Origin of the sequence: Bacillus changyiensis (genome assembly GCF_027706145.1) — a bacterium.
GTDB lineage: Bacteria > Bacillota > Bacilli > Bacillales > Bacillaceae > Bacillus > Bacillus changyiensis.
Window position 1 is genome coordinate 437,350 of the sequence record NZ_JAQFWW010000002.1, and the last position, 15,597, is coordinate 452,946.

At 35.0% G+C, this 15,597-nt stretch carries 11 protein-coding genes; 1 reads left to right on the forward strand and 10 read right to left on the reverse strand.

The window, feature by feature from the left end; all coding sequences use genetic code 11:
* Window position 1: 1 nt before the first annotated feature.
* The gene (locus PDT38_RS09470; protein WP_270800837.1) at window positions 2-1,528 is read right to left on the reverse strand and encodes a glycosyltransferase; all 1,527 of its coding nucleotides are present in this window, start codon (window positions 1,526-1,528) and stop codon (window positions 2-4) included.
* Window positions 1,525-3,555 (reverse strand): glycosyltransferase, encoded by a 2,031-nt coding sequence (locus PDT38_RS09475; RefSeq protein ID WP_270800839.1) that lies wholly within the window; start codon window positions 3,553-3,555, stop codon window positions 1,525-1,527. Before PDT38_RS09475 ends, PDT38_RS09470 begins: the two co-directional genes overlap by 4 nt.
* A gap of 278 nt (window positions 3,556-3,833) precedes the next feature.
* On the opposite strand from PDT38_RS09475, the gene galU reads away from it, so the two are divergent.
* Window positions 3,834-4,712 (forward strand): UTP--glucose-1-phosphate uridylyltransferase GalU, encoded by an 879-nt coding sequence (galU, locus tag PDT38_RS09480; protein WP_270801720.1) that lies wholly within the window; start codon window positions 3,834-3,836, stop codon window positions 4,710-4,712.
* Between the two features lie 43 nt (window positions 4,713-4,755).
* On the opposite strand, the gene tagH is transcribed toward galU, so the two are convergent.
* The 8 genes from tagH to rfbA all read right to left on the reverse strand — a co-directional run bounded on the left by tagH (window position 4,756) and on the right by rfbA (window position 15,582).
* Complete coding sequence (gene tagH, locus PDT38_RS09485) at window positions 4,756-6,336, reverse strand: teichoic acids export ABC transporter ATP-binding subunit TagH (protein ID WP_270800841.1); 1,581 nt, start codon at window positions 6,334-6,336, stop codon at window positions 4,756-4,758.
* A 19-nt stretch (window positions 6,337-6,355) separates the two neighbouring features.
* A complete protein-coding gene (gene tagG, locus PDT38_RS09490) occupies window positions 6,356-7,183 on the reverse strand; it encodes a teichoic acids export ABC transporter permease subunit TagG (RefSeq protein WP_270800843.1) in 828 nt (275 codons plus the stop codon).
* Window positions 7,184-7,367: 184 nt separating this feature from the next.
* Window positions 7,368-9,182 (reverse strand): glycosyltransferase family 2 protein, encoded by a 1,815-nt coding sequence (locus tag PDT38_RS09495; protein WP_270800845.1) that lies wholly within the window; start codon window positions 9,180-9,182, stop codon window positions 7,368-7,370.
* 18 nt (window positions 9,183-9,200) lie between these two features.
* Window positions 9,201-10,340 (reverse strand): DegT/DnrJ/EryC1/StrS family aminotransferase, encoded by a 1,140-nt coding sequence (locus tag PDT38_RS09500; RefSeq protein ID WP_270800846.1) that lies wholly within the window; start codon window positions 10,338-10,340, stop codon window positions 9,201-9,203.
* Between the two features lie 3 nt (window positions 10,341-10,343).
* The gene (locus PDT38_RS09505; RefSeq protein WP_270800847.1) at window positions 10,344-11,627 is read right to left on the reverse strand and encodes an ATP-grasp domain-containing protein; all 1,284 of its coding nucleotides are present in this window, start codon (window positions 11,625-11,627) and stop codon (window positions 10,344-10,346) included.
* Between the two features lie 12 nt (window positions 11,628-11,639).
* Window positions 11,640-13,634 carry a CDP-glycerol glycerophosphotransferase family protein gene (locus tag PDT38_RS09510; protein ID WP_270800848.1) on the reverse strand — a complete coding sequence of 665 codons (1,995 nt, stop codon included), beginning with the start codon at window positions 13,632-13,634 and terminating at the stop codon, window positions 11,640-11,642.
* 23 nt (window positions 13,635-13,657) lie between these two features.
* The gene (rfbB, locus tag PDT38_RS09515; protein ID WP_270800851.1) at window positions 13,658-14,683 is read right to left on the reverse strand and encodes a dTDP-glucose 4,6-dehydratase; all 1,026 of its coding nucleotides are present in this window, start codon (window positions 14,681-14,683) and stop codon (window positions 13,658-13,660) included.
* A gap of 11 nt (window positions 14,684-14,694) precedes the next feature.
* Window positions 14,695-15,582, reverse strand: a complete 888-nt coding sequence (gene rfbA / locus PDT38_RS09520) for a glucose-1-phosphate thymidylyltransferase RfbA (protein ID WP_270800853.1) — start codon at window positions 15,580-15,582, stop codon at window positions 14,695-14,697.
* Between the last annotated feature and the right edge of the window lie 15 nt (window positions 15,583-15,597).

Here is a 15,597-nt window from a genome sequence, read left to right on the forward strand (position 1 = left end):
ATCAATCCCTTTTAAAAACTTGTTCCCATCTTTCAATGAGACGCTCCTCACTATAATGAGTGTCTATTTTTTGCTTTGCATTTTTTCCGTACTGTATCGCTTTTTCTGGATGTTCATATAAATAGATGATACTGTTTGCCAGTTCGGCAATATCTCCATATTCGACAAGAATCCCTGTTTTATGTTGATCTATGAGTTCGCTCGGACTGTATTTTACATCAAAACTAATAACTGGTGTACTACATGAAAATGATTCACAAATCGCTAGACAAAATCCTTCAAATTTAGAAGTCAATAATGTCGCCAATGCTTGTTGATAAAGTTGGGCTGGATCAGGAGCGTAACCACACAAATGTACATTGTTCAAACCAAGCTTGTTGATCAGTTGTTCATATTTCGGTTGATGTGGACCGCTCCCGTAAATATTTAAGATGATATCAGGGTGTGTCCGTCCGACAATTTCCATCGCCTGTATCGCTTTATCAATTCCTTTTTCTTCATGGTATCTAGCAATCATGACAAATTCATTTTTCTTCTTTTCCACATCTTCTCGAATGTTTAATTTTCTTGGCGCATGAGGAATCACATGAATATTGTTATTCGCCTCGAAATCTTGAAGAATATCCTTTTTTTGTTCATGTGTTAAAACAATTAGTCCATCATAATCTTTTATATGTTCCATTACATATTGATGATTTTTCCGAACAGGGCTTCCCAATGTATGCGGATAATCCAAATGATTGGAATGAACGCAATAAAGCCTTTTCGCTAAACCCGGTTTCATTGCATTTACTTTAGAAGCACTCCCAACACCATCACAGATTAAAATGGGTGATTCTTCTTTTCCACACAATGTTTCGAGCCAGTATGTATGAAAAGCATGATTATCGTTAAATATCCTCACATGGGTGTCTGTTCGCTCAAACAAAGATACCCCTTCTAGTTTGCCTGAATCTAAGTGATACCATTCTGTTAAATAACAAAAACCATCTGGCGCTAAGTAGCGAACTTGACTCGGTTTGTTTGTTTTCCAATGAAAAAGTGTTTCCTTCTCAATAAATCCTTTCTCATGAAACTTTTCTCGTTTTTCCCTGTATCGATTCTCATTAAAATAGTCAATATGTAATAGACGTTTATGTTGATTCCATTTTTTTCGTTTTACATACAGCCCATTACAAAAATAATCGGCTTCACCGTGCTCAGTATACCGCGAAAGATCGACAGTCAATTCAGGTTCTTTTAATATTGAAGATTTTTCATAGTGTTCAATTAGCTGTTCACCAGGAGAGTACTGCATGTGCCGATCTTGATATGACTGATAAACATTTAAAATACGCACATGAGGATGCAATCTGCCCTGCTCTTTCAACTTCATTTCAATTTCCGCGTAATGATCTTTTTTATCTAATGTTACTAAATCAACATGGTGCCCTCTCTCAGTTAGAGCATAAGAGCGGGATAACATCGAACTTGTAATCCCGCCTTTATCCACATCAATTTCATAAAGCAATGAAAATATCCGGCTCATGATTTGCCTCGCTTTCTCTTGCTGAATAACGTAAACCCTTCAGATGGTTTTACTTGAAAACTTAGATTCCCATAGTTTTCTGTGAAGTATGGTTGAACTTTAAAACCGTTGATTTTTCGAGATGGTAATGTTTTTAGCTCTGTTTTTGCATATCCGATCCGCTTTTCAAAATAACTGTTATCCCATTCAACGCCTAATGATACATCTAAGACAGCCTCTTTGTTGACCAATGAATCAAGCTGAAATTCACCTTTCACAAGTAAGCGATTTCGTTCGTCTCGCTCTGTTTCAGCTTGGACAATCGTAAACGATTTTGTATCGCGATTATACACTTTCCAATACGTATGGTAATGATCCAAAGCAGCCGTTGGAACGTCTCCAGTCAATAACACTTGACCAGTGATCACAAATTGTTTTTTACCGCTCCAATCATAATGATCAAGGTGAAGTTCCATATTTGACAATGTATTTCTTAGCGGTCTATTTTTGATGATCGTAAAAAACATGTTGCTCCATCGTTCCATAAATGCTAACTCACTGAATTTATCGACACTTTGATATGCATTTTCACTCATCGTTTTGATCAGCTCAGGTTTTTGCAAGAGCTCTGTTATTTTTTCACCAAGCTCATTGATGTTCCTATTCTCCACCAAAAAGCCATTTTCACCATTGTTGATCATATCGCTTGGACCATACTTTAGATCATAAGAAACAACTGGACATCCGTTGGCAAGGCTTTCAAGTACAACAAGACCAAATCCTTCATATTCACTTGATAAAACAGAAAAAGCCGCTGTACGGAATTCTTCATCTGGATCTTTAGTAAAACCTTTTAAAAATACGTGGTCTTGAAGGTTTAATTGATGAATCAAGTTTTGCAGTTCTTTTTCTTGTTCTCCGAAACCAAAAATCTCAAGTCTTGCTTGAGGTACTTGTTTTACAGTATGAGCAAACGCTTGAATGGCATGGGTCAGATTTTTTTGCTGATGGTATCTGGCCAAAATAATGACACGTTTAAGATCGCGCTTGGAGAAATCAGCCAATGTTTCAGGTTTTTGATGAGCATGGGGAATTACAAAATAATTGGTGCGGTTGCCAAACCGTTTCACAATATCTGTTTTTTGCTTTTCTGTCAGAAAAACAACTGCATCTGGATGGCCCATATTTTCCATTACTGGTCTATTCCCTAATCTAAGCACAGAATGATAGTGATAAGGCTCTCTCACATGAATGTTGTGGGTGATATAAATTTTGTAAATATGATCATTTTGATAAGGCATTGTGATTGGGTCTGTCCCTCTTTCCTCGCCAATCAGAAAGGTTGTCTCATTTCCGATTAAACAATCGAGAAAATAATGTTGAAGTTCAATCGTTGAGGAAAAGACAGCGCAAACATCACCATTTCTTTCAAACAAATTGATTCTTTCAGCCTTCACAGCTTTCTTATCCTTGGTCATCGTCAGCCACTTGCTCATATAACAGGAACCATCATTTCTGAACAACAATTCTTGTCGAGGCTTGTTATATTCCAGATCCATATATGTAATCCGATGGATATAACCTTCCTCCGTGTATTCTTCACGTTTCACTCGCTTTCGTTGTTTATTAAAATAATCAGCTACCACAAGTTTTCCATCGTCAGTAAACCGCTTATAATAAACGTACAATCCATTGTCATAGTAACGATAGGCATTGAGTTTCGGATCTTTATGAAATGTTAACCCCTCTTGATCAATCACATGTTTTACAGCAGGTAGACTCGCTTCCTCACCTTTAAAATATTCGTACAGATTGACAATCTTTATGTCCTGATTTATTTTTTGTCTAGTCAGCAAACGACCAATGATCTTTGGATATGTTGGATCATAATTAAAAGTAACAACCGTTGTCTTTTGACCAGCGTACTCCGAAAAAAGCCTGCCGCGTTGCAGCATTGCCTCGGTTAAACCGCCAAACGTTTCCTTGACTGAAGATGTTGTAAATAAATAATGTGCATCAGGAAGCCTGATTTTTTTTTCCGGTAGCATTTGTTCCCTCCAATTAAAATAAGTTCATATGAACTATTATAGCGAATTTTTTATGTTTATACGAAGATGTTTTTGATCTATCCATTGTTTACCTTAACAATTCTACCTTTACAATTTCAAGGTTTAACACCTCTTCATTTAACTTGTTCAAAACAGGTTTTTCTTATATGATTAAAATTGTTCCGAACATTAAAAAATGGGTATGAACTTGACGATATTAAAATGATCTATTTTCAATACTGAAAATTAGACATGAATAAGGATGGTGCATAATGAATATGAAAAAAGTACGCAAAGCAATTATTCCTGCGGCAGGTCTTGGTACACGCTTCTTGCCAGCTACCAAAGCAATGCCTAAAGAAATGCTGCCGATCGTTGATAAACCAACAATCCAATACATTATTGAAGAAGCTGTAGAATCTGGTATTGAAGACATAATTATTGTAACAGGAAAAAGTAAGAGAGCGATTGAAGATCATTTTGACTTCTCACCTGAACTCGAAAGAAACCTTGAAGAAAAAGGAAAGTCAGAGCTGCTTGAAAAAGTCAAAAAAGCGTCTAATCTTGCAGACATTCATTACATTCGCCAAAAAGAGCCTAAAGGGCTCGGACATGCTGTTTGGTGCGCCCGCAACTTTATCGGTGATGAGCCATTCGCGGTACTGCTGGGCGATGATATTGTCCAAGCGAAAAAACCAGGTCTACGCCAACTAATGGATGAGTATGAAAAAACCCTCTCTTCTGTGATTGGTGTCCAACATGTACCTGAAGAAGAAACACATCGCTATGGGATTATTGATCCTTTGACAAGTGAAGGCCGTCTTTATCAAGTTAGAAGTTTTGTTGAAAAACCTAAACCGGGCACAGCACCTTCAAACTTAGCAATCTTAGGGCGTTATATCTTTACACCTGAAATCTTTATGTACTTGGACAGACAGCAAATCGGTGCCGGCGGAGAAATTCAGTTGACAGATGCCATTGGCCAATTAAACGAAATCCAACGCGTATTTGCTTATGATTTTGAAGGCAAGCGTTATGATGTTGGAGAAAAACTCGGCTTTATCCAAACCACTTTGGAATTTGCGATGCAGGACCCTGAATTAAAAGGTTCCTTGATTCCGTTTATTCAAGACCTGTTGAAGAAAGAAGAAATATAAAATTAAAGAAGCTATTGGACAATAAAATCCAATAGCTTTTTTGTTATTTTGCCATAATGGTCAGTGTCTGTTTTTCATTATCGATAACAAAGGTGCGCTCATTTGTTTTAACGATAAAATGGTTCCCATCTTTCTTTAGTACATCACGATCTTGTAAAGCTAGTGAAGCAGGCGTAATCTGAGATACCGTCTGGAACACCACTTGAGATACTTTACCTTCTTCTATGACATAATGAACCTTTTCATAGTTGAGTGCCAATATTTCACGCCCGTCTGCAGTCGCACTCTCTTCAATTCCTTTCAACTTCAGCTCTAGTTGATCTCTTTCAGCACCCAAGAAAGACAAAAAGTATTCATATGAAGCAGCTGCTTTTTCATAGACAAATGGAGTAAACACATTATCCTTTACAGTGCTTTTTTTGACGTCTGTTGAAACAAGTTTTTGATCGACAAAGTAAGGAAGCCCAGCCAACTCTATTTTAGCAGTGAGATGATTTTTAGATATCACCTTCACCCTCGTCCCAAAAGATAGGGCTCCCATATGTTTATGTTTAAGGTGTTGATCCTTGTATAAAGCTGTTTGTTCTTTGATGATAAATCCAGGTTTACTCACCTTTTTAAAGCTTGTAGCATGTCCTTTGACAACATGGTCCTTGTTCGTCTCTCCTTGAGGAATTGCTCCTAATGAAACGATCGTTCGCAGCGGCGCTTTCACAAACATCGTCCCTGCCATTAAAACAAGCAAGATCGACAATATCGTTATTTGCACAATATTTGCTATAGACTTCGGCTTTTTCTTGTCTTTTCGAAAGCGTGCAAATGCTTGATCTTCAGGCAAAGCCTGTTTTCTTATGGCAATTTGTTCATTTTTATATGTTTCTTTTTCTTGTTTAGAAAGTTTATTAAACCAATCAATAAATGTTTTGTACTCTTTAACAACTTTTTTTGTTTCATCAAACATCTTGAGTTCGCCATAATGCATCCATGCGACACGGTCACACATTTTTTCAATCTGACCGATGGAATGGCTGACGAAGAAAATCGTTTTCCCCTGTTTTTTAAACTCAGAAATGCGATCCACACATTTTTGATAGAAGGTCTGATCCCCTACTGATAGTGCTTCATCAATAATTAAAATATCTGGATCAATATGGACAGATATCGCAAAGCCGAGCCGCGATTTCATACCGCTTGAATAGCTTTTAACCGGCTGATTGATAAAATCACCGATCTCAGCAAATTCAACAATGCTGTCATACATCTGATCGATTTCTTTATTAGTCATCCCCATCATTAAACACTTCAGTCTAATATTGTCTTTTCCTGTTAGCGCGTTATTCAAACCAGCTGAAATCGCAATAAGTGATGGCTGGCCATCCATTTCAATTTCACCGCTAGTCGGCGGAATGATTTTCGCCAATAAATTTGACATCGTTGATTTTCCTGAACCATTAATCCCAACAAAACCGATCGTTTCTCCTTCGTATACGTCAAAGGAGACATTCCGCACAGCAAAAAAACCTTTGTCCTGACTCGGGAAAAACAATCCTTTCATTTTATCAGACTGCTTCTCATACAAATGATACTGTTTTGAAACGTTTCGAAACGAAACCTTTAGTTTCATCGTTCTATCTCCTTACGTATTAAAGAAAGTCAACAAATTTATCTCTGAATTTCATGTGCAAAAGCGAACCTGCTGTTAACAATAACAATGTGAAAATCCAGAAATACAATGTGTATTTTATATCCTCAAAAAACCAAGTTCCACCCATAAAACTGTGTCTAAAACCATCAATAATATAAAAAAGCGGGTTCAGTTTAATGGCTGCCAACATGTTTGGATGGTTTTTCCCGAGCTGGTGGCTAATATCCCAAAAGACAGGGAGCAGGAAAAACAGTAGTCTTGTGACAGATTGCAACAGAAACTGATAGTCTCTAACTAAGACGCTGATTGTCGAGTTAAACAAACTGAAAGAAAACATGAAGACAATCATACAAAATAAATAGTAAAAGTATTCTATCCAATGAACACTAGGATAAATCCCAAATGCTAATAATGCAATCACATAGATCCCCATCATCACAAAATAACTAAACAGGTTGGCCGCAATTGCAACTGATGGAAGGGCACTGATTGGAAAGTTCATTTTTGCGACCATATTGATCCGTTTAAACACACTATTTGAACCATCAAGAATGGTCGGACTGATGAAAAACCATGGAATCAAACCGGCCAGCATCCAAATAATGAAAGGAACTTCCCCGATACCAGTAGATACGGCCCCGCTTTTTCTAATTCCCATCCCAAATACAAACCAATAAGCTAGCATCTGAATGAGCGGATTCAAAAACTGCCATAATACACCTAAATAGTTCATTTGGTATTTTGACTTTGTTTCATAAGCCGCTAATCGCAATATTAAAGGAAACGATGTTACTTGCTCTTTCACTATTCTCACTAATGCATTCATTCTAATCTTCCTTAGGATAAAAGTTTTGGGCCTTAAAGAACTAAAATTTAAAAGCACCGCTCTATATTGTAACAGAATTCAGTTTTTTTTTCACTTTTGAAAAGACCGAACATGATGTAAAAAAACTGCCGTAAACCGACAGTTAAATGTTTTATAGAGGTTTTAAGACCTTTTATAAACAGGTCTAACTCCCACTAATTGACAAATTATTTTTTTTCGTCTTGTATAATTGAATCATTTGTCTGCCTCTTTTAACTTTCAAACCAAAATCACCGGCATATTTTTCTTCGCTTAACCTGTAATGCTTCTTGCGTAATACAAAATAAAAGTCGTATGTCATATATTCATCAAAGAAATGATCCCAGAGGATTTCATATTCACATGAAGATTTTTGTACTAAAAAGATCTTTTCTTTGGTTAATCTGTTTTTCAAATAAAAAACAGCACCACTATCTAAAGGTTTATTTGTCAATAATGTTAATTGATTTTGTTCAAAATGAATAGATGAAACTGAAAAGTTCATCAACTTTAAAGACAAATGGCCTTTTGGCGTAAAATAAAATTTAAAATCCTCTTTAAAACTCATCTCAGATTTTTTATAAGAGATTAAGTTCTTTTTTGATATTCTAAATTTCTCTTGTTTATTTTTGTAATTGAAAATGAAATAAATATCATAAAGACCAGTAGATTCGTTTTCAAAACAGGTAAGAGGAATTGTCACACTAAAAAGACCTTGATCATTTTTAATGAAATCAAACGACTTTTTCTTGTCCGTATCATGACGTGATTCAAACGAAATTTCAATTGTCACATCATCTTTAAAGATTTCTGGAAGGTCTAAATGTTCGATATGAACAGCATTTTGATCAACCGATATGTTCTCTATTTTAATAAAATCTTTTTTTAGGACCTTGATTTCAAATAGCTCATCAGGGATCAACAGCTCTTCATTTCTGAAAAACGGCAGGGCCCAAAAATATCTGTTATTTTCTTCGATAATGTCCCCTTTTGGATTTGCTGCTACGAAATACATTAATTCTTCTCTTAAATCATTCAGTATCAAGTAGATATATAGATTATTCAATATCCCTATTTCATTTTCATAAATATCTTCTATCCTTAATAAAAACTCTTTCGTTTTTTCATAGTAAATATCTCTGAATTTTTTACTGAATGCAATATTCTGAATCGGGAAAAAGATCCTTTCGATATTTCTCTTTAAAAACTCATTTGTCAGTTCTGGATCTCCAAACTCTTCAAAATAACCAAGCTGATAATCAATTGACTCCATTCTGTCGAGAAAATTATTGAGATCGCCATTTAACTGAGTAATTGACTTTTGAGTTGCTTCTTCTCCTCTTTTTCTCCACAAATAGACTAAATCAGTAATAATTGCAATCCGATTTGCATTTAAGAAAGCTTTGTGAACCATCGGCCTATCCGCATAAAGCATTTTCGGCGGCATAAAACAATCGTGTTCAAACATCAGGCTTCTTTTGAAGATTTTATTCCAATAAAACCCATCATAAAAGATGTCCAAAAAACCTTTTATATCATCAATGATTCTGTTCTCTTTCCAAACTTCGCGTTCTTTTTTATAAAGAATTTCTTTTTGGACACCATCAATCAAAATATTTGGTCTACCGATGACAATATCAGCCTCTGTTTTTTTAGCTTCATTGTACATCTTTTCATATGCGTTCAATGGCACGATATCATCTGAGTCCATAACTGTCACAAACTCACCGCTTGCGTGGTGCAACCCATTATTACCGGCAATCGCACCTCCGCTGTTTTTTTGATTGATGACTTTTACATTGTGATAAAATCTGTATTCATCGATAATGAGGTGACTATCATCAGGACTTTCATCATTTACAATGATAATCTCTATTTCTTTAAGTGTTTGATTGACTAAAGAGTCCAAACATTCTCTTAAATAGTTTTCTGTATTATAGACTAAGACAACAACACTTAACTTATATTTATCATTTGACAATGTTTTCACCTTACTAACTTAATTTTTTCTTGAGCTAGTCAGACTAATGTTTTTTGTCAGCGTCTTAATGATTTCACAAATTTGCTCAATCGTATTCTCATCTAGATCTGTATACATTGGCAAAGCTAACATTCGATTACTAACATCTGACGCGTTTAAAGTATTTCCTTTATCCAATTCACAATAAGTAAATTCATTGCACAAAGGATAAAAATATTTTCTAGTATACAAATTATATTTTTTTGCCTCATGAAAAACGTAATCTCGAATTTCTTTTTGTTCAAATAACACTGGGAAATACGAGTAGTTATGAGACACACCTTCTAATTCCGCCAACATTTTAATATCTGGGAACCCTGCAAAATATTTTTTGTAATAGAAATAAACTTGTTTTCTTTTCATGATATCGAGGTCAAACGTCTCTAAATTGACGATCCCCATTGCGGCTTGGAATTCATTCATTTTGGCATTCACACCTGGCATATCAACAGAGTCTTCGGCTGATATACCAAAATTTTTCATGATTTTCAGCTTACTTTCTAAGGCAGCATCTTTAAATGTAAGAAGGCCGCCTTCGATTGAATGAAACACTTTAGTCGCATGCATACTGAACATCGAAATGTCACCGAACTCAGCTATACTTTTGCCATCAATTGTGACACCAAAAGCATGTGCCGCATCATAAATGACTTTTAAATTGTACTGCTTGGCAATTCTTTCAATCTCATACACATTACAAGGGTTCCCATAAACATGGACAGCTATAATAGCAGAAGTCTTTTCATTAATAAGCTTCTCAATTTGCCTTGTATCAATATTGTAAGTTTGAGTTTCGATATCACAGAACACTGGTTTTAACCCTGTATTTAAAATAGCTTGCGTTGTTGAGGCAAATGTAAATGGTGTTGTAATAACCTCTCCGCTTAAATTCAGACTTTTCAAAGCTAACTCTAAAGCAGAATGTCCATTCACAAACAATTCTAAGTGCTTTACATTTAAAAATGTCTTCAAAGCTGTTTTAAATTCCTCATGAAGCGGACCATTGTTACTTAACCAGTGATTGTCCCAGATCTTTTGAATTTTTGCAGTATAGGCTTCAATAGGCGGTAACTTGGGCTTTGTTACATTGATTCGTTCAGCAAATTTTAAGTGATTCATCTTTTAATATCTCCAGTCAATTAAAGCTTCAACAGAATCGACATCAAACACAGGAATATTCAAACGTCCAATATCTGACCGTTCTTGAAAAGAGTCATCGATAAAAATAGCCGGAACATCTTTGTCAATAAAAGCCGATTTCTTTTCATCTTTACTTAAATGAATAATTTCATCAAATAGCTCAATGCTAATTTTTAATTTTTTTAAAGTCGCCTTAATATCGTGAATATGTTTCGTAATTAAAATTAGTTGTTTTTCATCTCTTACACATTGATATAAAAACTGCATCAACAGTGGGTTCACCCGTTCATAATGTGTGACCGTATCGTCAAAATCGACATAAACTCTTTGATATTCATAATTGAGATAAAACCGATTGATTAAAGCTCTATCAACTTCTACTTCAAAATCATTGTCTGAAACATCCAATTTATAACCTAGTCTGTCATAAAGGCTGAGAAGCGAAAAATTCACACCTTTGTTTCTATACAAACTCATCGTTCCAGCAATACGGGGAGCAATTTCAAGCAGTTTAAACTGCCCGTTCACATCTATTTTCAACTGAAAAAACCAAGCCCCGCGGAATTCCAGTTTTTGATTGATTCGGTGGGCAATTTCTTTTGTCGATGAATCTAATGGCATAGTGACCGAGTTAACGCTTATTCCACTTTTAATCCTTTTTCGTTCTCTTTTTCCAACGAATTTTAATTCACCATTTTTGTCGGTAAAGCAGTCAATTGTGTACTCTTTACCTGGCAAGTATTCTAAAATCAATAGATCTTTCGCTTGATCCAGATGAAACTTTAATTCTTCCTTATTGCGAGCTAAAGCGATTCCTTTGGAACCTTGTCCGACATCTGGCTTTAAAAACACCGGAAATTCACTTACGTCATCGATACTTTCAAACATTTCCGGGACAAAGTCTTGGTCTGAAAAGAATTCATAAGTTCTCTTTTTTGATCTTGCAATTTCGCAAGTTTCTGCAGAAGAAGTCATAATCTCTGCATTCAAATTGTTTCTCTCTTGAGCAAGCTTTAAGACCACACTATCATGCGCAGGGAAGATAAAATCGATTTGATATTGAGCGATGATCTCATTTAACCGAGTTAAAAAGTTGGGATCATCAATATGCGGAAGATTTTCAATATAGTTTTTATACACGAATCTTCCATGATCAGCTACACTTGATGCCCCAAAAAGTTTAATATTTTTAGCGAATCTTAATGAATTGTGAATCTCTAAACCAATTTCAGACCCGCACGGAAATACTAAAATATTTTTATTCAACGATTTCCCTCCTTACTGTTCAAATACAGTCTTGATAACCTGTGCAGAAGAGTCGCCTTTTTCCAAATAGCAATACGTATTTAAAAACTCATTGTATCGATTTTTGTATTGTCTTTGGACTTGGTCAATATTTCGAATAGCACTGAGTAATTCTCCATTATCAGTTAAAATTGGACCAGGCAAATCTTTTTTCATATCAAGATAAAAACCTCTTATTTTATCTTTATAAAGTTCAAAGTCATACGCATAAAATAGAATTGGACGTTTTGTATGAGCATATTCGAAAAATACCGAAGAATAATCGGTAATTAAAATATCTGAAATTAGATATAGTTCTTGTATATCATCATAAGAGGAAAGATCAAATACCGATGATTGAAGCTCTTCAGCAATTTGAAGAGATTCAGAAATTAAGTGATGCATTCTTAAGATTAGAACATGATCTTCTGATAGTTGTTCTTGAAATTGTTCAAGATCAATCTTCAGATCAAAAACATGATTCCACGAACCGGAAGCTTGATTATCTCGCCAAGTCGGAGCATATAAAATGACCTTTTTATCTTTGGGAATCCCAATTTTCTCCTTAATTTGTGCTGCTTTATCGGCAGCATTTTCATGATAGAATATATCATTTGAAGGATAGCCTACTTCCAGCATCTGTTTCTTAAATTTAAACGCCCTTTTAAAAATGTTGCTTGAGTATCGATTAGCGGACAGCATGTAATCCCAATTTCGCGATTCTATATAAAAATTTTCTCTTGCCATTTTTTCAGGGCCGTCTACTTCAATATCGTATCCGAGTTTTTTCAATGGTGTACCATGCCATGTTTGCAGATAAATATTCCCTTCTCGTTTTCGGTGTACAGGGAAAATAATATTACTAACCCAATATTTCGAAAGTGCCAAATACTTATAGTATTCTTCACTTTCACGACTCACAATAATTGGATGACCGGGAATCTCACCATCTCCCGAGTATGACCAAACAAATGTAAACCGATCACCGTAACCCAATTTGAGCATTTCTTCATAAACATATTTAGGATTGCCTGAATAACTTTTCCCTAAGAAACTTTCAAAAAAGACCATCTCTTTTAAAGAAGCCGTTTCACAAGTTTCATTGAAAACTGATTTTCCTTTTGCAATGCCATACGTTCTTTCAAATTGCTGCTTATCCGTGTACCAAAGTGCAAGACTTTCTTTGCCCATTGTGGCATAAAGAATCGAATGAAGATCATCGACATCCTGATTAATGAGCAGGTATCTATCTTCTTCTTTATCAAAATTAGCGTAACCACTCATTTCAATTAATTCTTTGAAAATCACCTGATTTGAACCATTTCTAATTTGTAATAATAAATCCCATCTACTGTTCACTGCTAAATCACGTCTTAATTTATCAATCAGAATCAGTTTTTTAAACTGCAAGCTATTTTGTTCACAATGAATATCGAGATTAAATCCGTAAGCTTTTTTATTGTCTCTTCTTATCATAATCAGTTCCATTTTACTTACTTTATCTAAAGCGTCAAAGCTTTCAATTTGCCCTTCAATATAAAAGTTTTTACCGACTGTTTTCAGTTCTGTTATTTGCTGAAAATACAATACTCGCTGCATATTAAAGGATAAAAAGTTGTTTTTCGTTTTATAAGAATTGACTTTGAAATTCTGTTGTTTATTGATTGCTAAAAAACCATGATTTTCTTTTGAAAAAGGTGTTCTTTTTTGAAAAAATTTATGCTGGAACTTGATCTGAACGTAAAAGTCTAATACATGGTAATCTGTTAAACATAGCAGATCATCATATTCAAACTTCGCCTTGTTATTGACAATTTTTCTTTTTAACCTTCTGCCCGTTTTCCTATCTTTTATGACAAAAAATTTTTCGCCAATGAACGGAAGTAAACCTGAAAACTGAAATGATAAGATGTCATGATTAGAATCTATACTGACTCTATGATTTTCTATACTCCTGTACATTAGTTTTTTGATCAGTTTTTTTATCATATTTGAACTCCGCTTCAATTTGATTAATATGTTCTCTTCATCACATTTTTCAGCCAATCTTGATTTTCTAGATACCATTTAATCGTTTCTTGAATACCTGTTTCAAAATTCACAGCAGGTGTCCATCCTAGTTCTGTCATGATTTTGTTAGCATCAATTGCATATCGTCTATCATGGCCTTTTCTGTCTTTGACATATGTGATCAATTCTTCTGTAATCTTCTCATCGACATGTTCATGCAAATATTTTATAATCGTTTTCACTAGTTCTACATTTGTCTTTTCATTAAGACCGCCTATATTATAGATTTCTCCTGGTGCTGCATCTTTAATGACAAGATCAATTGCTTTACAATGGTCTTCAACATATAACCAATCCCTTATATTCAATCCATCACCATACAAAGGAATATTTTTATGGTTGAGACAATTGTTAATGACTAATGGAATGATCTTTTCAGGGAATTGATAAGGTCCATAATTATTTGAACATCTCGTAATATTAATAGGAAATTGATAAGTGTCAAAATATGATTTTACAATCATATCGGCTGATGCTTTACTTGCAGAATATGGGCTGTGCGGATCCAGAGGTGTTTGTTCAGAAAACAGCCCCTCTTCTCCTAGAGAACCATACACCTCATCAGTCGAAACTTGAATGAATTTTTTATTTGCTTTGAATTCTCCGTTTTCTAATTCCCATTTGTCCTTAGCTACATTTAACAAATTTGCAGTCCCTAAAACATTGGTTTTCACGAAGATTTCAGGAGTTTGAATACTGCGATCGACATGTGATTCTGCTGCAAAATTGACAACATAATCAATATCATGTGCTTCGAAAATCTCTTTTATCGCCTGTTTATCCGTAATATCTGCTTTTACAAAATGATAACGGTCGTTTCCCTCAACTTTGGATAGGTTTTCAAGATTTCCCGCATAGGTTAAACTGTCGACATTAATGATGAAAGCATCATGATGATTGTTTAACATATAATGAATAAAATTAGCTCCAATAAATCCTGCTCCACCAGTTACCAAATAAACCTTCATGGCTTCTCTCCTTAAACTAAATGAAAATTATCGTTATTTTCCAGAATTTTTAGTAAATATTTTCCGTATTCTGTCTTGCACAACGGTTCTGCAAGCCGTCTTAGTTCTTCGGCGTTAATATAACCTTTTCTAAATGCAATCTCTTCAAGTGACGCAATATAAAGTCCTTGTCTATTTTGAACAGCTTCAACATAGTTGCTCGCTTCTAACAAGCTTTTATGAGTACCTGTATCTAACCAAGCCATCCCTCTTCCAATTAACTCAACTTTTAAGTTTCCCTTTTTTAAATAAGCTTCATTAATTGAACTGATCTCAAGCTCACCTCTAGCAGATGGCTGAATCGTTTTCGCTATTTCTACAACATGATGGTCATAAAAATATAACCCCGGTACTGCATAATTTGATTTAGGATTCTCTGGTTTTTCTTCTATACCTAAGACATTTCCTTCACGATCAAACTCAACGACACCATAATCGCTTGGATTTTTCACATAATAGCCAAAGACCAGTGCGCCTTCTTTCAAAGTAACAGCTTTTTCTAGAACTTCTGTAAAACCTTGTCCATAAAAGATATTGTCACCTAAAACAAGAGCAACGTTATCATTTCCGATAAACTTTTCACCGATGATAAATGCATCAGCAAGCCCTCTAGGATGATCCTGAACCGCATAACTAAACGTGATTCCTAAATCTTCCCCAGTCCCAAGCAAATTTTTAAAGTATGGAATATCTCTTGATGTAGAAATGATCAAGATGTCTCTAATTCCGCTTAACATCAAGACTGATAAAGGATAGTAGATCATCGGTTTATCATAAACAGGCACCAATTGTTTGGAAACCCCTCTTGTTATTGGATAAAGTCTTGAACCTGTCCCTCCAGCCAGCACGATACCTTTCATTTTTTACCTCCCTAT

What these genes read in the sequence shown, in the direction of transcription:
- PDT38_RS09470 (WP_270800837.1), bottom strand. Translation starts at nt 1,528, where the DNA reads ATGAGCCGGATATTTTCATTGCTTTATGAAATTGATGTGGATAAAGGC.
- rfbB (WP_270800851.1), bottom strand. Translation starts at nt 14,683, where the DNA reads ATGAAGGTTTATTTGGTAACTGGTGGAGCAGGATTTATTGGAGCTAAT.
- tagH (WP_270800841.1), bottom strand. Translation starts at nt 6,336, where the DNA reads ATGAAACTAAAGGTTTCGTTTCGAAACGTTTCAAAACAGTATCATTTG.
- PDT38_RS09475 (WP_270800839.1), bottom strand. Translation starts at nt 3,555, where the DNA reads ATGCTACCGGAAAAAAAAATCAGGCTTCCTGATGCACATTATTTATTT.
- rfbA (WP_270800853.1), bottom strand. Translation starts at nt 15,582, where the DNA reads ATGAAAGGTATCGTGCTGGCTGGAGGGACAGGTTCAAGACTTTATCCA.
- PDT38_RS09500 (WP_270800846.1), bottom strand. Translation starts at nt 10,340, where the DNA reads ATGAATCACTTAAAATTTGCTGAACGAATCAATGTAACAAAGCCCAAG.
- tagG (WP_270800843.1), bottom strand. Translation starts at nt 7,183, where the DNA reads ATGAATGCATTAGTGAGAATAGTGAAAGAGCAAGTAACATCGTTTCCT.
- PDT38_RS09510 (WP_270800848.1), bottom strand. Translation starts at nt 13,634, where the DNA reads ATGATAAAAAAACTGATCAAAAAACTAATGTACAGGAGTATAGAAAAT.
- galU (WP_270801720.1), top strand. Translation starts at nt 3,834, where the DNA reads ATGAAAAAAGTACGCAAAGCAATTATTCCTGCGGCAGGTCTTGGTACA.